Annotated in this window: 25 protein-coding genes; 15 read left to right on the forward strand and 10 right to left on the reverse strand. The window is 73.0% G+C overall.

All coding sequences use genetic code 11. The annotated features are described in order from the left end of the window. Nucleotides 1-19 precede the first annotated feature (19 nt). Entirely contained in the window at nt 20-1,849 is a 1,830-nt protein-coding gene (locus ACH4S9_RS18680) for a substrate-binding domain-containing protein (protein WP_398373057.1), read from the reverse strand. Nucleotides 1,850-2,027: 178 nt separating this feature from the next. On the opposite strand from ACH4S9_RS18680, the gene ACH4S9_RS18685 reads away from it, so the two are divergent. Then, nucleotides 2,028-2,807, forward strand: a complete 780-nt coding sequence (locus ACH4S9_RS18685; RefSeq protein WP_311729588.1) for a CPBP family intramembrane glutamic endopeptidase — start codon at nt 2,028-2,030, stop codon at nt 2,805-2,807. Nucleotides 2,808-2,843: 36 nt separating this feature from the next. On the opposite strand, the gene ACH4S9_RS18690 is transcribed toward ACH4S9_RS18685, so the two are convergent. Next, nucleotides 2,844-5,246 (reverse strand): ATP-binding cassette domain-containing protein, encoded by a 2,403-nt coding sequence (locus tag ACH4S9_RS18690; protein ID WP_398373059.1) that lies wholly within the window; start codon nt 5,244-5,246, stop codon nt 2,844-2,846. Between the two features lie 257 nt (nt 5,247-5,503). Between ACH4S9_RS18690 and ACH4S9_RS18695 the strand changes: the two genes are divergently transcribed. Further along, complete coding sequence (locus ACH4S9_RS18695) at nt 5,504-6,115, forward strand: PadR family transcriptional regulator (RefSeq protein ID WP_361189835.1); 612 nt, start codon at nt 5,504-5,506, stop codon at nt 6,113-6,115. A 33-nt stretch (nt 6,116-6,148) separates the two neighbouring features. Here ACH4S9_RS18695 and ACH4S9_RS18700 read toward each other — a convergent pair whose 3' ends face one another. Next, nucleotides 6,149-6,577 (reverse strand): SRPBCC family protein, encoded by a 429-nt coding sequence (locus ACH4S9_RS18700; protein WP_398373062.1) that lies wholly within the window; start codon nt 6,575-6,577, stop codon nt 6,149-6,151. A gap of 258 nt (nt 6,578-6,835) precedes the next feature. Between ACH4S9_RS18700 and ACH4S9_RS18705 the strand changes: the two genes are divergently transcribed. Together ACH4S9_RS18705 and ACH4S9_RS18710 are read left to right on the forward strand one after the other, a co-directional pair. Continuing rightward, nucleotides 6,836-7,429 carry a Clp protease N-terminal domain-containing protein gene (locus ACH4S9_RS18705; RefSeq protein WP_385348772.1) on the forward strand — a complete coding sequence of 198 codons (594 nt, stop codon included), beginning with the start codon at nt 6,836-6,838 and terminating at the stop codon, nt 7,427-7,429. Nucleotides 7,430-7,461: 32 nt separating this feature from the next. Next, the gene (locus ACH4S9_RS18710; protein WP_398373064.1) at nt 7,462-8,511 is read left to right on the forward strand and encodes an EamA family transporter; all 1,050 of its coding nucleotides are present in this window, start codon (nt 7,462-7,464) and stop codon (nt 8,509-8,511) included. 36 nt (nt 8,512-8,547) lie between these two features. Here the strand turns inward: ACH4S9_RS18710 and ACH4S9_RS18715 are convergent, their stop codons facing one another. Beyond that, the gene (locus ACH4S9_RS18715; protein ID WP_398373066.1) at nt 8,548-9,225 is read right to left on the reverse strand and encodes a pyridoxamine 5'-phosphate oxidase family protein; all 678 of its coding nucleotides are present in this window, start codon (nt 9,223-9,225) and stop codon (nt 8,548-8,550) included. 36 nt (nt 9,226-9,261) lie between these two features. Here ACH4S9_RS18715 and ACH4S9_RS18720 point away from each other — a divergent pair, with 36 nt between their 5' ends. Continuing rightward, nucleotides 9,262-10,593: an aminotransferase class I/II-fold pyridoxal phosphate-dependent enzyme gene (locus ACH4S9_RS18720; RefSeq protein WP_398373068.1), complete on the forward strand. Its 1,332-nt coding sequence runs from the start codon at nt 9,262-9,264 to the stop codon at nt 10,591-10,593. 19 nt (nt 10,594-10,612) lie between these two features. On the opposite strand, the gene ACH4S9_RS18725 is transcribed toward ACH4S9_RS18720, so the two are convergent. Next, nucleotides 10,613-11,602: a DMT family transporter gene (locus ACH4S9_RS18725; RefSeq protein WP_398373070.1), complete on the reverse strand. Its 990-nt coding sequence runs from the start codon at nt 11,600-11,602 to the stop codon at nt 10,613-10,615. 74 nt (nt 11,603-11,676) lie between these two features. Here ACH4S9_RS18725 and ACH4S9_RS18730 point away from each other — a divergent pair, with 74 nt between their 5' ends. Then, nucleotides 11,677-12,585 (forward strand): LysR family transcriptional regulator, encoded by a 909-nt coding sequence (locus ACH4S9_RS18730; RefSeq protein WP_398373072.1) that lies wholly within the window; start codon nt 11,677-11,679, stop codon nt 12,583-12,585. Nucleotides 12,586-12,610: 25 nt separating this feature from the next. Here ACH4S9_RS18730 and ACH4S9_RS18735 read toward each other — a convergent pair whose 3' ends face one another. Then, on the reverse strand, nt 12,611-13,072 hold the full coding sequence (locus ACH4S9_RS18735) for a pyridoxamine 5'-phosphate oxidase family protein (protein ID WP_361189817.1): 462 nt from the start codon (nt 13,070-13,072) through the stop codon (nt 12,611-12,613). A 128-nt stretch (nt 13,073-13,200) separates the two neighbouring features. On the opposite strand from ACH4S9_RS18735, the gene ACH4S9_RS18740 reads away from it, so the two are divergent. Further along, on the forward strand, nt 13,201-13,848 hold the full coding sequence (locus tag ACH4S9_RS18740) for an isochorismatase family protein (protein ID WP_398373075.1): 648 nt from the start codon (nt 13,201-13,203) through the stop codon (nt 13,846-13,848). Between the two features lie 13 nt (nt 13,849-13,861). Here the strand turns inward: ACH4S9_RS18740 and ACH4S9_RS18745 are convergent, their stop codons facing one another. Beyond that, nucleotides 13,862-14,323 carry a Rieske (2Fe-2S) protein gene (locus ACH4S9_RS18745; protein ID WP_311729576.1) on the reverse strand — a complete coding sequence of 154 codons (462 nt, stop codon included), beginning with the start codon at nt 14,321-14,323 and terminating at the stop codon, nt 13,862-13,864. A 119-nt stretch (nt 14,324-14,442) separates the two neighbouring features. Here ACH4S9_RS18745 and ACH4S9_RS18750 point away from each other — a divergent pair, with 119 nt between their 5' ends. The 6 genes from ACH4S9_RS18750 to ung all read left to right on the forward strand — a co-directional run bounded on the left by ACH4S9_RS18750 (nt 14,443) and on the right by ung (nt 19,169). Further along, nucleotides 14,443-15,276 carry a HipA family kinase gene (locus ACH4S9_RS18750; protein WP_311729575.1) on the forward strand — a complete coding sequence of 278 codons (834 nt, stop codon included), beginning with the start codon at nt 14,443-14,445 and terminating at the stop codon, nt 15,274-15,276. After that, entirely contained in the window at nt 15,273-15,668 is a 396-nt protein-coding gene (locus ACH4S9_RS18755) for a DUF3037 domain-containing protein (protein WP_398373078.1), read from the forward strand. The genes ACH4S9_RS18750 and ACH4S9_RS18755 overlap by 4 nt, the downstream gene beginning before the upstream one ends. Nucleotides 15,669-15,797: 129 nt before the next feature. Beyond that, complete coding sequence (gene fabG, locus ACH4S9_RS18760) at nt 15,798-16,559, forward strand: 3-oxoacyl-ACP reductase FabG (RefSeq protein ID WP_358848516.1); 762 nt, start codon at nt 15,798-15,800, stop codon at nt 16,557-16,559. 17 nt (nt 16,560-16,576) lie between these two features. After that, complete coding sequence (locus ACH4S9_RS18765; protein ID WP_398373080.1) at nt 16,577-17,338, forward strand: SDR family oxidoreductase; 762 nt, start codon at nt 16,577-16,579, stop codon at nt 17,336-17,338. 108 nt (nt 17,339-17,446) lie between these two features. Then, on the forward strand, nt 17,447-18,412 hold the full coding sequence (locus tag ACH4S9_RS18770; RefSeq protein ID WP_311729571.1) for an aldo/keto reductase: 966 nt from the start codon (nt 17,447-17,449) through the stop codon (nt 18,410-18,412). 76 nt (nt 18,413-18,488) lie between these two features. Next, a complete protein-coding gene (gene ung / locus ACH4S9_RS18775) occupies nt 18,489-19,169 on the forward strand; it encodes a uracil-DNA glycosylase (RefSeq protein WP_311729610.1) in 681 nt (226 codons plus the stop codon). A gap of 50 nt (nt 19,170-19,219) precedes the next feature. Here ung and ACH4S9_RS18780 read toward each other — a convergent pair whose 3' ends face one another. Next, nucleotides 19,220-19,627, reverse strand: coding sequence for a DUF3224 domain-containing protein (locus ACH4S9_RS18780; protein WP_398373083.1), 408 nt, complete (start codon nt 19,625-19,627; stop codon nt 19,220-19,222). Between the two features lie 107 nt (nt 19,628-19,734). On the opposite strand from ACH4S9_RS18780, the gene ACH4S9_RS18785 reads away from it, so the two are divergent. Both ACH4S9_RS18785 and ACH4S9_RS18790 read left to right on the forward strand, forming a co-directional pair. Beyond that, nucleotides 19,735-20,730, forward strand: coding sequence for a WYL domain-containing protein (locus ACH4S9_RS18785; RefSeq protein WP_311729569.1), 996 nt, complete (start codon nt 19,735-19,737; stop codon nt 20,728-20,730). A gap of 78 nt (nt 20,731-20,808) precedes the next feature. Beyond that, nucleotides 20,809-21,288, forward strand: a complete 480-nt coding sequence (locus tag ACH4S9_RS18790) for a hypothetical protein (protein WP_311729568.1) — start codon at nt 20,809-20,811, stop codon at nt 21,286-21,288. Nucleotides 21,289-21,317: 29 nt separating this feature from the next. Here the strand turns inward: ACH4S9_RS18790 and lnt are convergent, their stop codons facing one another. Together lnt and ACH4S9_RS18800 are read right to left on the reverse strand one after the other, a co-directional pair. Next, the gene (lnt, locus tag ACH4S9_RS18795; protein WP_398373086.1) at nt 21,318-22,988 is read right to left on the reverse strand and encodes an apolipoprotein N-acyltransferase; all 1,671 of its coding nucleotides are present in this window, start codon (nt 22,986-22,988) and stop codon (nt 21,318-21,320) included. After that, entirely contained in the window at nt 22,985-25,444 is a 2,460-nt protein-coding gene (locus ACH4S9_RS18800) for a SpoIIE family protein phosphatase (RefSeq protein ID WP_311729566.1), read from the reverse strand. The genes lnt and ACH4S9_RS18800 overlap by 4 nt, the downstream gene beginning before the upstream one ends. Nucleotides 25,445-25,464 lie beyond the last annotated feature (20 nt).

The raw sequence follows: 25,464 nt of genomic DNA on the forward strand, positions 1-25,464 counted from the left end.
CGCGTCCCCGCCCGCCTGCTCACCTCGTCCCGGTGCCCGCCTGGCTCGCCGACACGATCGCCTTGAGGATCACCGCGTTGATCTGCGCCGGGTCGGCCACCTGCTGCGCCGATCCGCCCGTCGCCTTCGCGATCTCCTCGCACGCCGACAGATCGGCGTCCGGACCGACGGCGATGGTGATCAGCGGCACCGGGCGGTCCGGGTCGGTGAGCCGGTCCAGCTCTTTGACCAGCGCCCCGAGCGAGATGCTGCCCTCGTCCTGGTTGGACCCGTCGGTGAGGATCACGACGGCGTTGAACTTGCCCTCCGCATAGCCGTCGCGTGCCTTCCGATACGCCGCGAGCGTCGTGTCGTACAGCCCGGTCGCCCCGCCCGCCACCGGCTCCAGGGCGCCGAAGGCGGCCGTCAGCCGATCGCGCTGGGTGGACCCGTCCGCGCTGCTCAGGCCGAGCCTGCGGGTCGGGACCAGCTCGCGGTAGTCCCGGGCGCCGTCGAGCCGCCTGGAGAACTCCCACAGCCCGATCTCGTCCTCCGGCGTGAACTGCGACAGCGCCTGGAGCAGGGACGCCTTGGTGACGTCCATCCGGGACTCGCCGCGCCGCCCGGGCACCGGGGCCGACATGGAGGCCGAGGCGTCCACGACCGTGTTCAGCCGGGCGCTCTGCACGGTGATCGTCCACATGCCCAGCGCGGTGTCCAGCTCCGCGCTCGACGGCCCCGAGCCCGGGACCGCCCGGTACGGCTGGGGCGCCTTGCCGCCGGCCGTACGGGCCACCTCCTCGACCGCCTTGCCGCTCGCCGACCGGAAGCCGTGTCCGGAGAGGATCCGGCGGCTCTCGGCGTCGGCCAGGAAGGTCATGAAGCGGGTGGCGGCCCGGGCGCGCGCGGTGGTGACAGAGTCGCCGCCGCGCACCGTGTACGGGTAGTCGAGCTCGGCGGTGCCGTCCGCGGGGTAGAACAGCCGCAGCCGAGGGGCGTCGCCGGCCCGCGTGTTGTGGCGGTACGCGGCCTGCTCGGACAGGAACAGCGCCTGATTGCGCCGCGGATTCCCCTCCTCCGCGCCCGAGCCGTCACGCGGCAGCGTGGTCAGGACCTGGTCGTCGCTGTCGGAGGTGCGCTCGGAGAGCAGCTTCGCGGCGGCCGCGGCCCGCGTGTCGGCCGGGCCGCCCTTTCCGGGGCCGCCGCCCTCCTCGGCTATTGAGGCGTTGACGCGGGCGAGGGCGAGCAGCCCGGTGGCGCTGCGCGCCGGGTCAGCCGCTCCGAGCCGCAGATCCGTGCTGCCGGTCGCGGCCCCGGCCAGCCGGGCCCAGCTGTACCTCTTCTCGGGCCAGCCGAGCCGCTCCGCGGCCGGCGGGGTCGCCGCCACGCCGACCGGCGAGGACGCGACGCCGCCGAGCGTGTCCAGCGGGACGGCCTTGGGGGCGGAGGACGACACGCGGTCGACCCACACGCTGGAGTCCGGCAGCCACACCTGGAATCCCGGGTCGCGGCCGTCCTTGACGAGCGCGCCGGCTACGTCCCCGGATGCCCGGCTGGTGACCTTCACATCGAGACAGCGGCCGTCGGACCGGACCTGGGCGGACCGGGCGCGCTCGGCGACCTCGCGCACCGCCGGGGCGATGTCCGGGGAGGCGGCCACTCCGAGGCGGACGGCGTCGCTCGCGCAGGACTTCATCGGGGTCAGTAATGCGCCGCGCAGGACCAGCGCGGCACCGATGGCCAGGGCCAGCACGACCGCGGTGCAGATCGCGACGGCCCGGCGGCGGGCTGCGGACCGGGACCCCGTAGGGTCCTGCCGTGGCGAGTGGTCAGGGCCGGTTGAGTCCTCGGGCAGACTGTGACGTCCCATGTGCTGCGTCTCCTGTGAGGATGAAGCTGTCAGGAGTGAGGCGCGCAAGGAGGACAGCGCCCCTTCCCGACGGCCGCGCGCTGTCTTCGGAACTGTTTTCGAGACCCTAGCGGCACACGACCACCCATGAGGCGAAAAAGCGGAATTGGAGGCACGGGTGCAGTCACACGCGCGTGACATGGAGCTTTCCCCGCCCGGGGGCGGCCTCTCGGAACGCACCCTGCGCCAGGAGACGCTCCTGGTCCTGGCGCTGTCGCTGGGCGCGAGCGGTGTGTCGGCGCTGATCAGCTTCATCGGCTCGGTGACCGCGCCCGGCGGGCTGAAGGACAAGGCGGCCACGCTCAACGCCTCACAGGCGCCGGGCCGGCCCTGGCTGGATCTGGCCTGGCAGCTCTTCGGGATCTCCACCGCGCTGGTGCCGGTCGCGCTGGTGGCCCATCTGCTGCTGCGGGAGGGCGCCGGGCTGCGCGCCATCGGCTTCGACCGGCGGCGGCCGGCCTTCGACCTGGGCCGGGGCGCCGCGCTGGCCGCCGCGATAGGCGGCACCGGGCTGCTGCTCTACCTCGGGGCGCGGGCGGCCGGGGCCAATCTGACGGTGGTGCCCGAGGCGCTGCCCGACGTGTGGTGGAAGATGCCCGTGCTGATCGCCTCCGCCGTGCAGAACTCCGTGCTGGAGGAGGTGATCGTCGTCGGCTATCTGCTGCGCAGGCTCGGGCAGTTGGGCTGGACGCCGATGGCCGCGCTGCTGGCGAGCTCGGTGCTGCGCGGCTCGTACCACCTCTATCAGGGCATCGGCGGCTTCTTCGGCAATGTGGCGATGGGCGTGGTGTTCGTGCTGCTCTACCGCCGCTGGGGGCGGGTCGGGCCGCTGGTGGCCGCGCACGCCCTGATCGACATCGTGGCCTTCGTCGGATACGCCCTGTTGGCGGGCAGGGTCGACTGGCTGCCGACGGCCTGACCCGCCCCGCGGGACGACGTTCCGCCCGGGCCTCGTTCAGGCTCCGACGTAGGCGGCGAGGTGCTCGCCGGTGAGGGTGGAGCGGTCGGCGACGAGGTCGGCGGGGGCGCCCTCGAAGACGATCCGGCCGCCGTCGTGTCCGGCGCCGGGGCCGAGGTCGATGATCCAGTCGGCGTGCGCCATGACCGCCGGGTGGTGCTCGACCACGATGACCGACTTGCCGGAGCCGACGAGCCGGTCGAGCAGGCCGAGCAACTGCTCGACGTCGGCGAGGTGCAGGCCGGCGGTCGGCTCGTCGAGCACGTAGACGCCGCCCTTCTCGGCCATGTGGGTGGCCAGCTTGAGCCGCTGCCGCTCGCCGCCGGACAGCGTGGTCAGCGGCTGGCCGAGGGTGAGATAGCCGAGCCCGACGTCGGCGAGCCGGCCGAGGACGCGCTGCGCGGCCGGGCTGCGCGCATCCCCGGCGCCGAAGAACTCCTCGGCCTCGGCCACCGACATCGCGAGCACCTCGCTGATGTCGCGGCCGCCGAGGTGGTACTCCAGCACCGATGCCTCGAACCGCTTCCCCTCGCAGTCCTCGCAGGTGGTGGAGACACCGGCCATCATCGCCAGGTCGGTGTAGACGACGCCGGCGCCGTTGCAGGTGGGGCAGGCGCCCTCGGAGTTGGCGCTGAACAGCGCCGGCTTCACGCCGTTGGCCTGCGCGAACGCCTTGCGGATCGGGTCGAGCAGCCCGGTGTACGTCGCCGGGTTGCTCCGCCTGGAGCCGCGGATCGCGCTCTGGTCGACGGAGACGACGCCCTGGTCGGTGGCCCCCGGCTGTTGCCGCAGCGAGTCGTGTACGAGGGAGCTCTTGCCGGAGCCCGCCACTCCGGTGACCACGCAGAGCACCCCGAGCGGGATGTCGACGTCCACGTTCCGCAGGTTGTGCGTCGTCGCGCCGCGGATCGGAAGTCGGCCCTTGGGCGTCCGCACCGTCTCCTTGAGGCCGGTCCGGTCGTCGAGGTGGCGGCCGGTGACGGTGCCGCCGGCCCGCAGCCCCTCGACGGTGCCCTCGAAGCAGACGGTGCCGCCCGCCGTACCGGCGCCGGGGCCGAGGTCGACGACGTGGTCGGCGATCGCGATGGTCTGCGGTTTGTGCTCCACGACGAGCACCGTGTTGCCCTTGTTCCGCAGCCGCAGCAGCAGGTCGTTCATCCGCTGGATGTCATGGGGGTGCAGGCCCGTGGTGGGCTCGTCGAAGACATAGGTGACATCGGTGAGCGAGGAGCCGAGGTGGCGGATCATCTTGGTGCGCTGTGCCTCGCCGCCCGAGAGGGTGCCCGCCGGGCGGTCGAGGGAGAGATAGCCCAGTCCGATCTCCACGAACGAGTCGAGGGTCTGCCGCAGCGCGGTGAGCAGCGGCGCCACCGACGGTTCCTTGATGCCGCGCACCCATTCCGCCAGGTCGCTGATCTGCATCGCGCAGGCGTCGGCGATGCTGATCTTCTTGATCTTCGACGAGCGGGCGCCCTCGCTGAGCCGGGTGCCGTCGCACTCGGGGCAGGTGGTGAAGGTGACCGCCCGGTCCACGAACTCCCGGATGTGCGGCTGCATCGCCTCCTTGTCCTTGGAGAGCATCGACTTCTGGATCCGCGGGATCAGCCCTTCGTAGGTCATGTTGATCCCCGCGATCTTCATCCGGGTCGGCTCGCGGTGGAGGAAGTCGTGCAGCTCCTTCTTGGTGAACGTGCGGATCGGTTTGTCCGGGGAGAAGAAGCCCGACTCGGCGTAGAGCCGGGAGTTCCAGCCGCCCCCCTTGTAGCCGGGGACAGTGATCGCGCCTTCGGCGAGTGACTTCGTGTCGTCGTAGAGCTGGGTGAGGTCGAGATCGGTGACCGAGCCCCGGCCTTCGCAGCGCGTGCACATGCCGCCGGTGCGGCTGAAGGTCGCCTTCACCGCCTTCTTGGCGCCGCGCTCGACGGTGATCGCCCCGCTCGCCCGGACCGAGGGGACGTTGAAGGCGTACGCGCTGGGCGGGCCGATGTGCGGCTTCCCGAGCCGGCTGAAGAGGATGCGCAGCATCGCGTTGGCGTCGGTGGCGGTGCCGACCGTGGAGCGGGGGTCGGCGCCCATCCGCTGCTGGTCGACGGTGATCACGGTGGTCAGCCCGTCGAGGACGTCGACCTCGGGCCGCGCCGACGTCGGCATGAAGCCCTGCACGAACGCGCTGTACGTCTCGTTGATCAGCCGCTGGGACTCCCCGGCGATCGTGTTGAAGACCAGCGAGCTCTTGCCCGAGCCGGAGACGCCGGTGAACACCGTCAGCCGGCGCTTCGGGATCTCGATGCTGACGTCCTTGAGGTTGTTCTCGCGCGCGCCGTGCACGCGGATCAGATCGTGGCTGTCGGCGATGTGCGGCGCGGGTGACTGCGTGTCCGTCCTCGTGGTCGTGCTCATCGTGTCTCCATCTGTGAGGCGGGGCCGCCTGCGCGAGCTTTGGGTGGTACGTCTGGTTCGTCGGTGCGGTCGCGGCAACGGTACGGCGTTCGTGTGCCGTACGGCTGCTCGATCCGTGGTGGCCAGGCTAGGCGTGGCTCGATGACCGGCGCTTCTTGATTCCTGATCGGTCCGGCCGGTCGCATGGGCCTTGCCATACGATCGGTTCCGATATATCGTCGAAGCATCGTGACAGTTCGACGATGAAAGGAAACGTCATGCGTCACCATGGACATGAACACTTCGGACCGGGCCAGCGCGGACAGCGCGGCCGGGCTGAGTTCGAGGGACGGCGTGCGGCCTTCGGCCCGTTCGGCCCGCCCTTCGGCGGCCCCCCGTTCGGCGGCCGCGGCCGGGGCGGCCCGCGCGGGAGGGCGCGGCGCGGCGATGTGCGCGCCTCGATCCTGGCGCTGCTGCGGGACCGCCCGATGCACGGCTACGAGATGATCCAGGAGATCGCCGAGCGCAGCGCCGGCGCCTGGCGGCCGAGCCCCGGGTCCGTCTATCCGACGCTCCAGCTGCTCGAGGACGAGGGGCTGATCAGCAGCGCGAGCGAGGGCGGGAAGAAGCTGTTCGCCCTCACCGACGAGGGCCGGGTCGAGGCCGAGTCCGGGGCGCAGGCCCCCTGGGAGGAGGTCGGGCGCGGCGTCGACTGGGAGTCGATGCAGGAGATCCGGCAGGCGGGCTTCGGGCTGATGGAGGCGTTCGCGCAGGTCTGGAAGACCGGCTCGCCCGAGCAGCGGCAGAAGGCCGTCGCGGTGATCAACGACTCCCGCAAGCGGCTGTATCTGATCCTCGCCGACCAGGACGACCAGAGCGACGAGAGTTGAGCGGGGGGAGCGGGCCGGGGGTGCGGGGGTGTCTCAGGCGACCAGTCCGCCGAGCTTGCGCAGCGACTCGTTGAGCGCGGCGGTCGCCGAGTCCCTGAGCTTTCCGGCCATGAGGGAGACCGCGGGGCCGGTGAACTCGCCGTCGACGCGGACCGTCGTGGTCTCGCCCTCCGGCGTCAGCGCATAGCGCATGGTCAGATTCACCCCCATGGGGCCCTTGCCCCGGGTGGCGAACACCCGGCCCGGCTCACAGGCCTCGACGGTCCAGGCCACCTCCGCCGGAAAGCCCATCAGCTTCATGTTCTCCTGATAGACCGCCCCCGCTTCGAGGGTGGCGGGGCCGCCCTCCGGGAAGCCGGTGTGGGTGGCGTTCCACCGGCCCCACGAGGTGAAGTCCGTCAGCTGGGCCCACACCTTCTCGGCCGATGCCTCGATGCGCGCCTGGGCGCTGACCTCGGCCATGGGGCCACCCCTTCCGTGGAGTTCCGCGACGCTCGGATCGCCTGGATCGCCCGGGTCGGGCGCTGTGGCCCGGGAGCCCCGGCGGTGTCGCGCAACGTAGCCCCGGCGCCGTCAACATTCAATACTGACGGACCGTCAGGAATATGGTGTGCTCCTCCGCGAGGAGGAGATCCGGCCGTCGATACCCAACTATGGTGGGAGGCCCACATGCTTCCCGGCGGGGATGCTCCGGACTCCGGGGACTGATGGGGTGAGAGCGTGCGAAAAAGTACCCCTGAGACCGGCACCACCCGCGACACCGGCCCCACCGGCCAGGTCGGCGCCGGATTCGAGGGCCGGCTCGGCGAGGAGCTGGCCGCGGTGGTCGCGGGGGCGCGCAGACGGGCGTTCCGCGATGGCGACCGGCAGGTCGACACGGCCCATCTGCTGCACACCCTGCTCGAGGCGGACCCCCGGGCGCGGGCCGCGATAGCCGGCGGCCCGCCGCAGGTCGCGCGGTTGCTCGGCTATCTGGCGCAGCGCGCCATCGGCTACGGCGTGCAGTGGAGCGGGTCGGTGGAGGACTCCGGTGCGGTGCCCCGGATGTGCCCCCGGGATGGTGACGGGGGCGACGGCAGGCTCGGCGGCGGGGCCCTGTCCGGCTGGTCGCCCGCCGCCGCGGCGGCCATGGGCGGAGCGATCGCCCGGGCCGGGGCCCGCGGCGCGTCCCGGGCCGAGGGGCCCGATCTCCTCGCCGCCCTCGCCGGCGACCCGGAGTGTCGCGCGGTGGAGGTGCTGCGACGGGCGGGCGTCGACGCGGAACTGCTGGTCGCGGCCCTGAACGGCGAGATGCGCCAGGAGTCAACGACATGACGGTCATGTCCTGAAGCTGACATGATGATCCGATGCACGACACTCAGGGGCAGGGTCCGGGACGGACGAGAAACGCGGGGCTGGGGCTCGCGCTCACGTCGGCACTCGCGTTCGGCGGGTCGGGGGTGGCGGCCAAACCGCTGATCGAGGCGGGTCTCGAACCGCTCCAGGCCACCTGGTTGCGGGTGGCGGGCGCCGCCTTGATCATGCTGCCGGTCGCCTGGAACCACCGCGCCCTGCCCGCCCGCCGCCCCGCGCTGCTGGTGGGGTTCGGCCTGCTGGCCGTCGCGGGGGTGCAGGCGTGCTACTTCGGCGCGATATCGCGGATCCCGGTCGGTGTCGCGCTCCTCGTCGAATATCTGGCCCCCGCCATGGTCCTCGGCTGGGTGCGGTTCGTTCAGCGGCGTCCGGTGAGCCGCGCTGCGGCGGTGGGGGTCGTGCTCGCGGTCGGCGGGCTGGCCTGTGTGGTCGAGGTGTGGTCGGGGCTGAGCTTCGACGCCGTCGGGCTGTTGCTCGCCCTGGCCGCTGCCTGCTGCCAGGTCGGCTACTTCGTCCTGGCCGACCACGGCGGCGACGGAGAGAACGCCGCCGATCCGCTGGGCGTCATCGCGCATGGGCTGCTCGTCGGCACGGTGGCGCTGACCGTGGTGGCGCGCCCCTGGAATCTGGACTGGTCGGTGCTGGCCGGCCGGGCCGATCTGGCCGGCGCGCGGGTGCCGGCCGTGCTGCTGCTCGGGTGGATCGTCCTGGTCGCGACGGTGGTCGCCTATCTCACCGGGGTCGTCTCGGTGCGCAGGCTGTCGCCGCAGGTGGCCGGGGTGGTCGCTTGTCTGGAGGCGGTCGTGGCCACGGTGCTGGCCTGGGTGCTGCTGGACGAACACCTGTCGCTGCCGCAGCTCGTGGGCGGCGGGGTGGTGCTGGCCGGCGCGTTCATCGCGCAGACCTCGGCGCCGAAGGCGGCCGTGGTGGCCGAGCCGGTGGCAGGGTCGGTGGCGGGGTCGGCGGCCGGATCGGCGCCGGCCGAAGCCGGTGACCGGCGGGCGGCCACCGGCCGGTCGGCGGACTCGGCGACCGCCTGCTGACCGGCCGGGCGTTCGCCGCGGGCGTGCCGGGTTCCGTCAGAGGCGGGTGAGGTAGTCGGGCACCGGCGTGTCGGCCGCCAGGTCGGCCGCGGGCACCGGCGCGCCGTAGGTCCGCGCAACCGGCAGCACCCCGCTCCAGTAGGGGAGCGCCAGGTCCTCGGGGTCGTCGTTCGGGCCACCGGTGCGGATCTTCGCGGAGACCTCGGCGAGGTCCAGACGGAGCACGGCGGTGGCGGCCAGCTCCTTGGCGTTGGCGGGCCGGGAGTCGGCCGCCCGGCCGGGCACCACATGGTCGACCAGGGCGTCGAGGGCCTCGGCGCGCTCGGTCTCGTCGGTCACCTGGCGGGCGGCGCCGTGCACCACCACCGAGCGGTAGTTGATGGAGTGGTGGAAGGCGGAGCGGGCCAGGACCAGCCCGTCGACATGGGTGACGGTCAGACACACCGGCATCCCCGGGTCCTGCGCGCCGCTCGCCATCCGCAGCGGGCGGGAGCCGGTCGAGCCGTGCACATACAGCCGCTCGCCCACCCGCGCGTACAGCGTTGGCAGGACAATAGGGGCGCCGTCGCGGATGAAGCCCAGATGGCAGAGGTAGCCCTCGTCGAGTATCGAGTGCACCACCTCGCGGTCGTACGAGGCGCGCTCGCGGGACCGGGTGGGCACCGTCCGGTCGGTCGGCTCGTAGGCGTCCGGGGCGGGGCTCGCGACGGTCATTTGCCCTCTCCTTTGAACTAGTGCAAAATAGGTTTTGTGCTAGGAGAGTATCGGATCGAAGGGCGTGGCGCAGCCGAGATCGCGGCGAGCGTGGAGCGTGCGGTGGGCGCCGGTGACCTGGAGCCCGGCCAACTTCTGCCCCCCATGCGCGAGTTGGCCGCGACGCTGGGCGTCAATCCCAATACCGTCGCCGCCGCCTATCGCTCGCTGCGCGACCGGGGAGTGATCGAGACCGCGGGCCGCAGGGGGAGCCGGGTGCGCTCGCGCCCCGCCACCACCCCCCGTGAGCAGATCCGCGTCGAACCCCCCGACGGCGTGCGCGACCTCGGGGACGGCAACCCCGACACCGCCCTGCTGCCGCCGCTCGGTGAGGCGCTCGCCGCGGCCGCCGCGCTGGGCGCCGAGCGCCCGGCGCTGTACGGCACGCCCGAGGTCTCCCCGGAACTCGCCCGACGGGCCCGCGCCGCCCTCGACGCGGACGGGGTGCCCGGCGGCCCCGTCGCCGTCACCTCCGGATCGCTGGACGCCGTCGAGCGGGTGCTCGCCGCCCACCTGCGGCCCGGCGACGCCGTCGCGGTCGAGGACCCGGGCTGGGGCAGCCTGCTCGACCTGATCCCCGCCCTCGGGCTGCGCGCCGTCCCCGTCGCGATCGACGACGACGGGCCGCTGCCCGGGCGGGTCGAGGAGGCGCTGCGGGACGGGGCGCGGGCGCTGATCGTCACCTGCCGGGCGCAGAACCCGACCGGCGCGGCGATCGGCGCCGTGCGCGCCCGCGAGCTGCGCGCGGTGCTGGGCCGCCATCCGCACACGCTGCTGATCGAGGACGACCATGGGCACGGCATCGTCGACCTGCCGCTCCACCCGCTGGCGGGCGGCACGGAGCACTGGGCGCTGGTCCGCTCCGTGGCCAAGGCGTACGGCCCCGATCTGCGGCTCGCCGTGCTGACCGGCGATGTCGTCACCCTGGACCGGCTGCGCGGCCGGCAGCGGCTGGGCCCCGGCTGGGTCAGCCATCTGCTCCAGGACGCGGTGGCGTGGCTGTGGCGCACCGGGGCGGTGGACCTCGCGGCGGTGGCCGCCTCGTACGGCGAGCGGCGCGACGCGCTGGTGCGGGCCCTGCGCGAGCGGGGGATCGCCGCCCATGGGCGCAGCGGGATGAACGTATGGGTGCCGGTGTCCGACGAGACCGGTGCCGTCGCCCGGCTGCTCCAGGCCGGGTGGGCGGTCGCGCCCGGGGCCCGGTTCAGGATCGCCTCGCCGCCGGGGGTGCGGTTGACCGTCTCCGCGCTGGGCGCGGACGACATCGGCCCCCTCGCGGACGCGTTCGCGGCGGCGACGGGGCCGATGTCGGCGGGGCGCTATGGCTGAGGCGGCGGGGCCTGGTCGCTCAGGCCCGAGGGGCCTTGGCGCGGGGCCGGGTCTGGGTCAGCGCCGCGCCCACGAGCACGATCAGCGCGCCGACCGGCGTGTTCCAGTCGAGGTGCTCGCCGAGGATCGCCACCCCCGCCGTGGTGGCGATGACCGGGACGAAGTACGTCACCATCATGGCGGTGGTCGGGCCGACCTCCTCGACCAGGCCGTACTGCACCAGGAAGGCGAAGCCGGTGCCGAGCGCGCCCAGCGCGATCACCGACAGCAGCGGCAGCACCGGGAAGGAGTCGGGGGCCGGGGCGAACAGCGGGGCGACGACCGCCAGCTGGGCCGTGCCCAGCAGCAACTGGGCGCCGGACATCGCCAGGTGGGAGTGGCCGGTGCCGGCCAGCGTGCGCCGGACGTACTGCCAGCCGACCGCGTAGCTGAGCGAGGCGGCCAGCGCCATCGCGGTGCCCGCCGGGTCCTGGCCGGAGAAGCCCTGCCACGCGCCGAGCACCACCAGCACCCCGGCGAAGCCGATGCCCAGGCCCGCGACGCGCCGCCGGGTCGGCCGGTCGTCGGAGGCGGCGACCACGGCGAGCAGCATGCCCCACAGCGGGGAGGACGCGTTGCAGATGCCGGCCAGGGTGGAGGGGATGGTCAGCTCGGCGTACGCGAACAGCGAGAAGGGGAGGGCGTTGAGGAAGAAGGCCGCCACGGCCAGATGGCCCCAGACCCGGGCGCCCCGCGGCAGCCGCTCCCGCTTCGCCACCAGGAACGCGACCAGGACGGCGGTGCCGAACACCATCCGCCCCAGCGTGACGTACAGGGGCGCGAACGCCTCGTTGCCGACCTTGATGAACAGGAAGCTGAAGCCCCAGATCAGGGAGAGCGCACCGAAGCGGATCCGCCAGTCCAGGCGCGGGCGGTCGGCGGTCGTGGTGGGGGTGGGGGCGAGAGCGGCCGGGGCGGCGGCCGTGTTGGCGCTGGTAGCGGTGGCGCGCGAGGCGGTCCCTGTGGTCATGGCCCCACCATGGCTCCTCCCGACCGCTTAGGACAAGCGAGAATTTCTGTGCCCTATCGCGTAGCATTGCTTATATGTTGAACCTGGACCGCCTCCGTACGCTGTACGCCGTGTCCCGCCACGGCTCCGTGAGCGGCGCCGCCGAAGGGCTGCACGTCACGACCTCGGCCGTCTCTCAGCAGCTGGCCAAACTGGAGCGCGAGACCGGGCAGCAGCTGCTCGCCAAGAACGGCCGCGGGGTGCGTCTCACCGACGCCGGACGGCTGCTCGCCGACCACGCCGCCCGCATCCTCTCCCAGGTCGAACTCGCCCAGGCCGACCTCGAGGCGCAGCGCGGCCAGGCGGTCGGCGAGCTGCTGATGGGCGCCTTCCCCACCGCCGTCCGCGGCATCTTCCCCGCCGCGCTGGGCAGGCTGCGCGTCGACCACCCCCAGCTGCGCCCCCGGCTCCAGGAGATGGAGCCCGACGAGTCGGTGCCCGCGGTGGTGCGCGGCGACATCGACCTGGCCGTCGTCCTGGACTGGTACAACAAGCCGCTGCCGATGCCCGACGGGCTGGTGAAGGCGCCACTGCTGGACGACCCCGTGGACCTGGCCATGCCCGTCGGCCACCGGCTGGCCGACCGGGACGCGGTGGATCCGGAGGAGTTCGCCGACGACGAGTGGATCTCCTGGCCCCAGGGAGGGTTCTGCTTCGACTGGCTGATGATCACCCTGCGCGGCAAGGGTCTGGAACCGCGGATCTGCCACACCGCGCGGGAGCACCACACCCAGCTCGCGCTCATCGCCGCCGGGCTCGGCGTCGCCGTGGTACCCCGGCTCGGCCGCGGCGCGGTGCCCGAGGGGGTGCGGGTGGTGCCGCTGCGCCAGCACACGATGCGGCGCCACGTCTACGCCATCTGGCGCGCGGACGCCGACCGCAGGCCCTCGATCCGGGCGGCGGTCGACGTCCTGCGGGCGGCGGGCGAGCGGACCGGCGGCTGAGCCGTGACCGCCCCCCGGACACGACCTAGGGGAGCTTGCGGAAGTCCCAGGAGCTGATCGTGTCGGGCGTCAGGCGCAGCCATGCGTGACGGCCGTCGTGCGGCATGGCGGACAGCCCGAAGTACTTGGCCGCGAACAGCCGCTCGGGCGTGTCGAGCTCGGGGCACGGCTCGCCGATGCGCGGCGCCTCGCCGACGATCGACACCCGGCCGGCCAGTTCGACGCCGCGCAGCTCCCCGTACTCGTGCCCGTCGTCGATCACCACGGCGACCCACGGGTCCCGCAGCAGCTGGGCCCAGCGGCGGCTGCGGGTGATGGAGTACAGCCACAGCGAGCCGCCGTCCCAGCCGAACCACAGCGGGCTGATGTGCGGCCGCCCCTCCGCGGACACCGTCGCCACCCGGCAGGTGCGCTGCTCGGTGAGGTAGGAGTCCAGCTCCGCCTGGGTCATCATGACGCGGCGGCCTCGTCGTTGAGTGATGGACATCGGTTCCCGCACCTCCCGGTGACTGATGTGTGTCGCACAGGATGAGGTCTCTTCCACAACACCGCAATGGCCACTAGCCTGCGCGGCCGGACCGGACCGGATCGGACCGCCGCCCGCAGGAGGCCACCATGCCCTCGCCCGCCCGCGAAACCCTGTCCGAGCTGCTGACCCCCGCGAGTTGTGCGCTGCTCACCGTGGAGTGCCAGCGCGGCGTGGTCGGCCCGCGCGGCGCCCTGCCCGAGCTGGCCGCCGCCGCCCGGGACTCGGGCGCGCTCGACACGGTCGCCCGCCTGGTGTCGGCGGCGCACGACACGCCCGTACAGGTCCTGCACGCGGTGGCCGAGCGGCGCCCCGACGGGCGCGGCTCGAACCGGAACGCGCGGCTGTTCCGGGCCGCCGGGCGGCTGCCGGTCCGGCAGCTGACCGGCAGCGACGCGGTACGGATCGCCGAGCCGATCCCGATCGCGCCCGAGGACCTGATCGTGCGGCGGCTGCACGGACTCTCGCCGCTCGCCGGGACGGACGTGGACGCGCTGCTGCGCAACCTGGGCTGCCGCACGCTCGTCATCACCGGCGTGTCGGCCAATGTGGCGATACCCAACGCCGTCTTCGACGCGGTCAACCTCGGCTATACGGCCGTGGTCCCCGTCGACGCCATCGCCGGGGTGCCCGTCGACTACACCCCGGCGATGGTCCGCAACACCCTCGCCCTCGTCGCCACCGTCACCACGGCCGAGGACGTCATCGCCTGCTGGCGCGGGTCCCGGCCGCGGTGAGCCGCACGGCGCCTCAGGCCATCGAGATGGTGTCGCCCTCCACCTTGATCTGCGCGGGGGGCAGCGGCTTGGTCGACGGGCCGCTCTTCACGCTGCCGTCGGCGATGTTGAACTTGCTGTTGTGGAACGGACAGTTGATGGTGCCGCCGGAGACGTCCCCGACCGGGTTTCCCGCGTGCGGGCACACGGAGGAGAACGCCTTGAACTCGCCGGCCTCGGGCTGGGTCACCACGACCTTGTGTTCCTTGAAGACCTTTCCGCCGCCCTCGGGGATGTCGGAGGTCTTCGCCAGCTCCATGCCGCCGCCCCCGCCGGTCTGGTCCGAGGAGCCGGATCCGCTGGTCTTCGACGAGTCCGCGGAGCTCGAGTCGCCGCCGCCGCACGCCGCGAGCGCGGCGGCCAGCCCGGCCGCGCCACACGCGGTGAGAACGGCGCGGCGGGTGGTGCCGCGCCCGGTGGTTGCCGGTTCCGCCATGGTGGTGCCTCCTGATGAGGGTACGTTTGCCAAGACCATACGTGCGCGGCGCCCGCAGCGTTCAGCCGTGGTGTCGAGCCGCCGCGTAAGGCGCTTGCGCACCTCAATAAGCTGGGCGAATGCTCCCTGAAGTCACCGCCACCCGGTATGTCACACCGCTGCGTGAGGGCGGATCGCTGCCCGGCATCGTCGAGGCCGACGACCTCGGCACGTACGTCATGAAGTTCATCGGCGCCGGGCAGGGCCGCAAGACCCTGGTCGCCGAGGTCATCTGCGGACAGCTGGGCCGCCGGCTCGGGCTCCGCGTCCCGGACCTGGTGCGGATCCAGCTGGACCCGGTGATCGGCCTGGGCGAGCCGGACGAGGAGGTCCAGGACCTGCTCAAGGCCAGCGGTGGGCTCAACCTCGGCATGGACTACCTCCCCGGCTCGCTCGGCTTCGACCCGCTGGCCTTCGGGGTGGGCCCCGAGGAGGCCGGGCACGTGGTGTGGTTCGACGCGCTGATCGGCAACGTCGACAGGTCCTGGCGCAACCCGAACATGCTGGTCTGGCACGGCCGGCTGTGGCTCATCGACCACGGCGCCACCATGATCTGGCACCACAGCTGGCGCGGCGCCGAGGCGGTGGCCGCCAAGCCGTACGACGCCTCCGACCACGTCCTGGCGTCCTTCGGCCCCGATCTCACGGCCGCCGCCGAGGCGCTGGCGCCGCGGATCACCGAGGAGCTGCTGACCGAGGTCGCGGCCGACGTCCCCGACGAGTGGCTGGTCGACGAGCCCGGCTTCGACGGCCCGGACGCGGTGCGCCGCCGGTATGTCGAACTGCTGCTGGAGCGCGCCGCTACGATCAGCGACCGGATCACCCTCGGCGAGCAGCGGCCGCCGGAGGGGGACAAGCCGTCCCGGGCCCCGGAGTGGCTGCGGATCTGGGTCGAGGGAAAGGCGTCGAAGTGAGCGGGCGGACAGACGGCCGCGAGGTCTTCGAGTACGCGCTGCTGCGCGTGGTTCCGAGGGTCGAGCGCGGCGAGCAGATCAACGCGGGCGTCGTGGTGTACTGCCGCGCCCAGTCCTTCGTGGCGGCCCGTACCCACCTGGACGAGGCCCGGCTGCTCGCGCTCGACCCCGACGCGGACGTGGCGGGCGTACGGGCGGCCCTCGCGGCCGTGGAGAACGTGTGCTGCGGCGGGGAGCGGGCCGGGCAGGCCGCGGTCGACGACGCGGGGCGCCGCTTCCGCTGGCTGGTCGCCCCGCGTTCCACGGTCGTCCAGCCGGGCCCGGTGCACACCGGCCTGACCAGTGACGCCGAGGCGGAGACCGGGCGCCTGCTGGAGCTGCTGGTGCGCTGACGCCCCTCAGTGGGTCGTTGACATGGCGTAGTGGGGCTTCTAGCGTCTCGTCTGCTGGAGAGACTAAGCGGTCGCTCATCGCCCTCGTCGTCCGGGCGGTGAGCCCCCACCGAGGCGAGGAGAACCCGCATGTCCACCACCGAGCAGCGCGTCGCCATCGTGACGGGCGCCGCCCGCGGCATCGGCGCGGCCACCGCCGTGCGCCTGGCGCGGGAGGGCCGCGCCGTCGCCGTGCTCGACCTTGACGAGGCGTCCTGCGCGGACACCGTGAAGAAGATCACCGAGGCGGGCGGCACGGCCATCGCCGTGGGCTGCGATGTGTCCGACGCGGCCCAGGTGGAAACCGCGGTCGGGCGTGTCGCCGAAGAGCTCGGCGCGCCGGTGATCCTTGTCAACAACGCGGGCGTGCTCCGCGACAACCTGCTGTTCAAGATGAGCGACAGCGACTGGGACACCGTCATCGGCGTCCATCTGCGGGGCGCCTTCCTGATGTCGCGCGCCTGCCAGAAGTACATGGTGGACGCGGCGTTCGGCCGGATCGTCAACCTCTCCAGCAGCTCGGCGCTCGGCAACCGCGGACAGGTCAACTACTCCGCCGCCAAGGCCGGGCTCCAGGGCTTCACCAAGACCCTGGCCATCGAACTCGGCAAGTTCGGCGTCACCGCCAACGCCGTGGCACCCGGCTTCATCGCCACCGACATGACCGCCGCCACGGCCGAGCGCGTCGGCATGGGCTTCGAGGACTTCCAGGAGGCCGCCGCGAGCCAGATCCCGGTGCGCCGGGTCGGACAGCCCGACGACATCGCCAACGCCATCGCCTTCTTCGCCGGTGACGCGGCCGGGTTCGTCTCCGGCCAGATCATGTACGTGGCCGGCGGCCCGCTCAACTGACGGGAGACACCGACCACATGACTGCGGGAACTTCCGACAGCGGCCGCGCCGCGCTCGTCACGGGCGCCAGCCGCGGCATCGGCTACGCCATCGCCGAGGCCCTGGTGGCACGCGGCGACCGGGTGTGTATCACCGGGCGCAACGAGGACGCCCTCAAGGAGGCCGTCGAGCGGCTCGGTGCCGACCGGGTGATCGGCGTGGCCGGCAAGGCCCATGACGAGGCGCACCAGGCGGTGGCCGTCGAGCGGGCGATGGAGGCCTTCGGGCGGCTGGACTTCCTCGTCAACAACGCCGGCACCAATCCGGTCTTCGGGCCGATCGCCGATCTCGACCTGGGCGTGCTGCGCAAGGTCTTCGAGACGAACGTCGTCTCGGCGCTCGGCCTCGCCCAGCGGGTCTGGAAGGCGTGGCAGAAGGACAACGGCGGGGCGATCGTCAACATAGCCTCGGTCGCCGGCCTGTCGACCTCGCCCTTCATAGCGGCGTACGGCGTGAGCAAGGCCGCCATGATCAACCTCACCGCGCAGCTCGCCCACGAGTTCGCGCCCGGGGTGCGGGTCAACGCCATCGCCCCGGCCGTGGTGAAGACCAAGTTCGCCGCGGCGCTGTACGAGGGGCGCGAGGAGGAGGCCGCCGCCGCGTACCCGCTGGGGCGCCTCGGCGTGCCCGAGGACATCGGCGGCGTGGCCGCGTTCCTCACCTCCGACCAGGCGGCCTGGATGACCGGGCAGACGCTCGTCGTCGACGGCGGCATATTCCTCAACGCCGGAGTCGGCTGAGGGCTTGCGTTGGCGCGCACTCCAAGGAGCACAGTCTCAGGTGTCGGATCCGACCGGGTCCGGCACCTGAGACTTCTGCTGACTTCTGTGTGAGGAGAGATGCGTACGATGCGCCATCTGACTCTGGCGGGCGGTACCGGGCCCGAGGTGAGCGCCCTGTGCCTGGGCATTCTCCCGTTCGGCAGCACCGTCGACGAGAAGACGTCCTTCGCGGTGCTCGACCGGTTCGCCGAGGCGGGCGGGACGTTCGTCGACACCGCCAACAACTACTCGATCTGGGCGCCGGGCGGCACGGGGAACGAGAGCGAGGAACTGCTCGGCCGCTGGCTGCGCAGCCGCGGCCGGCGGGAGACCACCGTCGTCGCCACCAAGGTCGGCGCCCGGCCCGACCCCGCGCGGGGGAGCGAGTGGCCGGCCAACTGGCAGGGGCTGGGCGCGGGCACGGTGCGCTCCGGCGTCGAGGACAGCCTGCGACGTCTTGGCACCGACCGCGTCGACCTGTACTACGCGCACATCGAGGACCGCACGGTGCCGATGGCGGAGACCGTCGGCGCGTTCGCCGAGCTCGTCGCGGAGGGCTCCGTCGGGGTCCTCGGATGCAGCAACCACGCCTCCTGGGCGGTGGCGACCGCCCGGCAGTACGCCGCCGACCACGGCCTGGCCCGCTACGCTTGCGTCCAGCAGCGCTACACCTACCTCCGACCGCGGCCCGGGGCCGACTTCGGCACCCAGGGCTTTGCGGGCATCGACCTCGTCGAGTACATCGGCACCCAGGAGGACATGACGCTGCTGGCGTACGGCTCGCTGATCCACGGCGCGTACACCCGCGACGACAAGCGCATCCTGGAGCAGTACGACCACCCGGGGACCGAGCGGCGGCTGAGCGCGCTGCGCGAGGTCGCCAAGGAGACCGGCGCGACCCCGAACCAGGTGGTGCTGGCCTGGCTCATCGGGGCCGAGAAGCCGGTGATCCCGGTGCTGGGGGTGAGCTCCGTGGCCCAGCTGGAGGAGGCGCTGGGCGCCGTCGACCTGGAACTCGACCCCGGGCTGCGGGCGAAGCTGGACGCCGCCTGAGCCGTTGTCGGTGGTCGCCGGTAGGTTCTGGGGCACGTCAAGAGAACGAACACCGGAGGTTGTTGACGTGACCCACATGCTGCCCGAGTCCTGGCGCGGCGTCCTCGGCGAGGAGCTGGACAAGCCCTACTTCAAGGAGCTCACCGAGTTCGTCGAGGAGGAGCGGGCCAGGGGTCCCGTCTACCCGCCGCGCGACGAGGTCTTCGCCGCGCTGGAGGCGACCCCGTACGACCAGGTCAAGGTGTTGGTCCTCGGGCAGGACCCGTACCACGGCGAGGGCCAGGGGCACGGGCTGTGCTTCTCCGTGCGCCCCGGCGTCAGGACCCCGCCGTCGCTGCGGAACATCTACAAGGAGATGCAGGCGGAGCTCGGCCACCCGATCCCGGACAACGGCTATCTGATGCCGTGGGCCCGGCAGGGCGTGCTGCTGCTCAACGCGGTGCTGACGGTCCGGGCCGGCGAGGCCAACTCCCACAAGAGCAAGGGGTGGGAGAAGTTCACCGACGCGGTGATCCGCGCAGTGGCCTCCCGCCCCGACCCGGCCGTCTTCGTGCTGTGGGGGAACTACGCGCAGAAGAAGCTGCCGCTGATCGACGAGGAGCGGCACGCCGTGGTCAAGGGCGCGCACCCCTCGCCGCTGTCGGCCAAGAAGTTCTTCGGCTCGCGCCCCTTCACCCAGATCGACGAGGCGGTCAAGGCGCAGGGGCACGCGCCCATCGACTGGCGGATCCCGAACCTGGGCGCCCAGGCCGGGTGACCGTCCGCACGGGATTCACGGCGTTCACGGCATTCACGGGATGACCGGCATCAGCCCAGGTCGTACTCGAAGCTGTACGGGGTGGTGGACTGGCCGGTCATGGCCACGAAGCCGCCCTTGCCGGTGAGCCCGGCCAGCTCGCCGGTGCCGGAGCCGGGCACCACCTCGAGCGAGCAGTGGATCTTGCCGTCCTCGCCGAAGGTGCCGTGCTGTACGAAGACGAAGCTGCCGGTGCGCCCGTCGAGGGTGCCGGTCACCAGCTCGTAGCCGGTGCAGACGCCCGTCTTGTCGGTGAAGTAGGTGATCGCGTACTCGCAGGTGGTGCGCTCCGCCTCCAAGGTCCCCGAGTAGCTGTTGGTGACCGTGGCGCGGGCCAGCTTCGTGCCGTCACCGGCCTCGCCGACGGTGTTCTCGTCCCAGTTGGCAAAGGCGAAGGTGCCGGTGGCGTGCGTGGTCATGCGGTGTCCTTCCAAGGGTTCCGGGGGCTCCGCGCGATCCGTGCCGCGCGGGCCGAGGAGTACGTTGCCCGCCGTACCTGACATCTTTTGTCAGGTACGGCGGCACAATGGGAGCCATGCGCGCCGACCGCCTGCTCTCACTGCTCCTGCTGCTCCAGAACCGGGGCCGGATGACCGCGCCGGAGCTTGCCGCGGAGCTGGAGGTGTCGGTCCGTACGGTCTACCGGGACATCGACGCGCTCGGCGCGTCCGGCATCCCGGTCTACGCCGACCGCGGCCCGGCCGGCGGCTACCGGCTGCTCGACGGCTACCGCACCCGGCTGACCGGGCTCACCGGCGACGAGGCCGACTCCCTCTCCCTGGCCGGGATGCCCGGCCCGGCCACCCAGCTGGGCCTGGGCGCCGACCTGGCCACCGCCCAGCTCAAACTGCGGGCCGCGCTCCCGGCAGAGCTGGGGGAGCGGTCCCGGCGCATCCAGGAGCGCTTCCACCTGGACGCGCCCGGCTGGTTCCGCGACGCCGAGGAGGTGCCCCACCTCGGCGCGGTCGCCGAGGCGGTGTGGCGGCCGAGCGTGCTGCGCGTGCACTACCGCCGCTGGCGCGGCGAGGTGCGGCGGGACCTCCATCCGCTGGGCCTCGTCCTCAAGGGCGGCATCTGGTACCTGGTGGCACGCGTGGAGAGCGCAGAGGGGGCGGAGGGCGTCCGCACCTATCGCGTGTCACGGATGCTGGCCGCCGAGGTCCTGGAGGAGACCTTCGAGCGGCCCACCGGGTTCGACCTGGCCGCCTACTGGGAGGAGTCGTCCCGGCGGCTGGAGGAGATGCGCTTCCAGGGTGAGGCGGAACTGCTGCTCACCCCGCGCGGACTGCGGCTGCTTCCGATGAGGTTCGGCGCGGCCGGAGAGGCCGCGGCCGCCGCCGCGGGCCCGCCCGACGCGGACGGCCGGGTGCGGGTGGTGCTGCCCGTGGAGTCGCTGCCCGTCGCGACCCACGACGTGCTGTGGCTGGGCGCGGAGGCCGATGTACTCGGCCCGCCCGAGCTGCGCGAGGCGGTCGCCCGCACCGTCACCGAACTGGCCCAGCGCTACGCCCCGTCGGGCTGAGCGCCCGAGCGCGCTGCCCTCGATCGGCGCCGGCCATGGTTAGTTTCGAGGGGAGGGTCGGAACGGCGGGAGGCCGCGATGGCGGGAGCACGGCGCGAGGCGCCCGAGGACGACGCGGTGCCGACCAGGATCGGCCAGGCCGTGATGCTGCACCGCGGCGGCGACCGGGAGGAGGCGCGCAACCGCCTGGCCGAGCTGTGGCGAGAACTCCACGACGGTGGGGTCGGCGGCGACCCCTTCCACCGCTGCGCACTCGCCCACTACATCGCCGACACCCAGGACGACCCGGCCGACGAGCTGATGTGGGACCTGCTGGCGCTCGCCGCGGCCGACCGGATCGCCGGCGCGGACGGCCGCCCCACCGCCACGCGGGTGCGCGCCTTCTACCCCAGCCTTCACCTCAACCTCGCGGCCGACTACGCCAAGCTCGGCCGGCGGGAGGCGGCCCGCGGACAGCTCGCCCTGGCGCGGGCCAGCGCCCGGGGGGCCGGTGACGGCCCGTACGGCGTCGGCGTGCGCGCCGCCATCCACCGGCTCGCGCTGCGGCTGGGCGGGTGAGGACGGGCGCAGCGCACAGCTACGGGTCGTCAAGGACGCGTCGGAGAACCGGAGCCCCGACGGCGCCTGAGCGCGCCCGCGCCCTCCACCGCGCCGAAGCCCGCGAGCGCGCCCAGCGAGCCGTACACGATCCACGGTCCGGTGTGCACATACGGGCTGGTGCCCCGGGCCAGCGGCACCTCGTAGACCATGGCCGCGCTGGTGTCGGTGCCCATCCGGCCGCCCACCGGCTCGCCGCGCGGCCCGAAGACCGCGCTCACCCCGGACAGGGTCGCGTGCACCATCGGCCGCCAGGTCTCCGCGGAGCGCAGCGCGGCCAGCGAGGCGTGCTGCGCGGGCGCCCAGCTGTGCTGGAAGGTGGAGGTCGCGGACTGCACGACCAGCACCTGCGCCCCGTCCCGCGCCAGATTGCGGCTCATGTCGGGGAACGCCGACTCGAAGCAGACCAGCGGCCCGATCCGCAGCCCGTCCGGGAGCCGCATCACCACCTGCTCCATGCCCCGCCTGCGGTCCTCGGGCGCCGCCTTGCCCACCGAGGTGACCCAGCCCAGCACCGAACGGGCCGGGATGTACTCGCCGAACGGCACCAGCCGCATCTTGTCGTACCGCTGATTGGTGGGGCCGTGCGGCCCTATCAGCACCGAGCTCTTGTAGATCCCCGGCTGGTCGCTGCGCCGCGCGTCCACGTTGACCAGCAGGTCGGCGCCGACCTTCCGGGACAGCGCGGCCAGCCGCCGGCTCAGGTCCGGGCGCGCGGCCAGGTCCTGGCCCACGCTGCTCTCGCCCCAGACGACGAGGTCGAGGTGGCGGCCCGCCAGCCGCCGGGTCAGCTGCTCGCTGCGGTCGAAGCGCGGCCCGGGGACGTTGATCACCCCCGGCTGCACCACGGCGATCCGCACCGTGCCGGCCGGCCTGGGCACCGGCGCCCAGCTCCACACCCCGGCGGCCACCGCGGCGCACGCCGTGAGCCCGGCCAGCGCCACCCGGCGCGCCCCGGCCACCGCGACCAGCAGCGCGAACGAGACGTTGACCAGCACGATCAGGAAGCTGAGCAGCCACACCCCGCCCACCGAGGCCAGCCGCAGCGCCGGCGGCACCTGCCACTGGCTGGCGCCGAGCAGACCCCACGGCCCGCCCAGGTACTGCCAGGACCGCACCAGCTCCGCCAGCAGCCACGCCGCGGGCAGCAGCACCAGGGCCGCGGCCGCCCGGCCCGGACCCGGCCGACCGTGCAGCAGCCGGTACGTCAGCCAGCCCCAGGGCAGCCACAACAGCCCGAGCAGCGCCGCGAGCACCACGATGAACACATGCAGGCTCGGCATCAGCCAGTGGTGCACCGCGAGCAGGAAGCCCGTCCCGCCCAGCCAGCCGTCCAGGGCCGCCCGCCGACCGGTGGGGGCCGAGCGGGCCAGCAGGATCCACGGCACCAGGGCCCCGTACGCCAGCCACCACAGCGACGGCTCGGGGAACGCCAGCGCGGGCAGCGCCCCCGCGAGCAGCAGCACGGCGCCGCGGATCCACCGGGAGGCGAGCCCGGAGCGCCACCGGCACTGCGACCGGCTTCGCCACCGGCCGCCGCGGCCGGACGACTTCCGCACGCCGTCCCCCCTCCCGGTGTCCGACCCGCCAGGGCCCGAGGCCCAGTGTGGGACAGGGACACGATCAGGAACAGGGCGCGGGTGCGCCGGGGTGCGCCTCATGACGGAGCCGGAAGGTCCTGCTCGGCCCAGATGAGCTTGCCGCCCTCGGTGTAGCGGGTGCCCCAGCGGCGGGTCAGCTGGGCGACGAGGAACAGCCCGCGGCCGCCCTCGTCGGTGGTGCGGGCGTGGCGCAGCCGCGGCGAGGTGTTGCTGGCGTCGGCGACCTCGCAGATCAGCACGTCGTGCCGGATCAGGCGCAGCCGGATGGGGCCGGTGCCGTGGCGGATGGCGTTGGTGACCAGCTCGCTGACGATCAGCTCCGTGGTGGGCATCAGCTCCTCCAGCCCCCACCCGGCGAGCTGGCGGACCGCCAGGGAGCGCGCGCTGGCGACCACGGCCGGGTCGGTGGGCAGGTCCCAGGAGGCGACATGGCCGGGGCGCAGCGAGTGCGTACGGGCCAGCAGCAGGGCGACGTCGTCGGACGGCGGGCGGGTCAGCAGGGCGTCGACCACCGTGGAGCAGAGGTCCTCCAGGGGCAGCCCGGGCTGGGCGAGCGCGTTGCTCAGGCGGGCCAGGCCAACATCGATGTCCTGGTCGCAGGTCTCGATCAGGCCGTCGGTGTAGAGGGCGATCAGACTGCCCTCGGGCAGCTCCAGCTCCGCGGACTCGAAGGGCAGCGACCCCAGGCCCAGCGGCGGCCCGGCGGGCAGGCTGAGGAAGGTGACCTCGCCGTCCGGGGCGACGACCGCGGGCGCCGGGTGCCCGGCCCGGGCCATGGTGCACCGCCGGGTGACCGGGTCGTAGATCGCGTACAGGAAGGTGGCGCCCAGCAGCGCGGCGGCGATGTTCTCCTCGCCCACCCGTTCCTCGCCGAGCCGCATGATCAGGTCGTCGAGGTGGGCCAGCAGCTCCTCGGGCGGCAGATCCATGTCCGCGAGCGTGTGCACCGCGGTACGCAGCCGGCCCATGCTGGCCGCGGCGTTGATGCCGTGGCCGACCACATCGCCGATGGCCAGGGCCACCCGGGCCCCGGACAGCGGGATCACATCGAACCAGTCGCCGCCCACGCCGTTGCGGATGTCGGTCGGCAGATAGCGCGACGCCACTTCCAGGACCGGGCTGTCGGGCAGGTTGTGCGGCATCAGGCTCCGCTGGAGGGCCAGGGCCGCGGTGTGCTCGCGGGTGTAGCGGCGGGCGTTGTCCACGCACAGCGCGGCCCGCGCGACCAGCTCCTCGGCCAGCAGCAGGTCGTCCTCCTCGAACGGGTCCGGGTGGCGGGAGCGGACGAACGACGCCACGCCCAGGATGGTGCCGCGCGCGCGGATCGGCACGACCATCAGGGAGCGCATCCCGAACTCGCGGACCTTCCGGGCCCGGTCCGGGTCGTCGCCGGTCCACGCGGTGACGGCGACGTCCATCACCGGGTCCAGCAGGGCCCGTCCGGAGAAGAAGCAGGACGCGAAGGGCGAGTCGGGGGAGATGGTGACGGGCTCCCCGGGCGCGGCGACGGACTCGGGGGTGCCCTCGTGGATGGAGGTCTGTCCGGCCCGCCGGAACGCGGGAAGCGTCCGCTGCGCCGGGGGCACCGGCTCCTCGCCGCGCACCACCGACTCCAGCAGGTCGACGGTCACGAAGTCGGCCAGCCGCGGCACCGCGAAGTCGGCCACCTCCTGGGAGGTCCGCATGACGTCCAGGGTGCTGCCGATGTGCGCCCCGGCCTCGTTCAGCAGCGCCAGGCGCTCGCGCGCCCGCCACCGGTCGGTCACGTCCATGCCCATGTAGCACACGCCCACCGGGTGGCCGTCGGAGTTGTCGAGCCGGAAGAACGAGGTCGAGTACGCGTGCTCGCGATACGGATCGGCCATGGTCCAGCCCCGGTACTCGTAGTCGATCACCGGCTTGCCGGTCTCCAGCACCTTGCGCATCTGCCGTTCGAGCGCGTCCGTGTCCAGGCCGGGCAGGGACTCCGCCATCCGGCGGCCCAGCCGCTGATCGCGCGGCACCCCGCCGTAGCGCTCCAGCATGTCGTTCATCCATACGTACCGCAGGTCCGGGCTGAGGACGGCCATGCCGATCGGCGAGCGGACGAGAAACGCCTCCAGCAGCGATCCGCTCAGCGCCCATGAGGGGATCTTGGACAGATCGATCGCGGAGACCAGCCAGCACCCGCTGCCGCTCCACTCGGACGTCCCGGAGAGCCCTTCGATCCCCGAGACCCGCAGGCCGACCTCGACCGGGTGCCCCGAGCGGTGCCGCAGCGTCACCAGACCGCCCCAACTGCCCTGGTCGCGGCACTGCTCCACGATGCTCAGCGCGTTCTGTGCATCCTCGGGCGCCGCCATCAGCTTCGCGGCAGGCTCGTTCAGCACCTCGGCCGCCGGGTAGCCGAGGAGGCGCTCCGTGGCGGCGGTCCACCCGACTACGGTGCCCGCCGCGTCGACCACCGCGGTCGCCGCGTCGGCCATGTCGAACGGGACGTGCGCTTCGGTTGGAACGATTCCCTCGGGGCTGGTCATCGCCCGTCCCATCTGCGGAG

The sequence above is a fragment of the Streptomyces sp. NPDC021225 genome (assembly GCF_044332865.1).
Classification (GTDB): domain Bacteria; phylum Actinomycetota; class Actinomycetes; order Streptomycetales; family Streptomycetaceae; genus Streptomyces.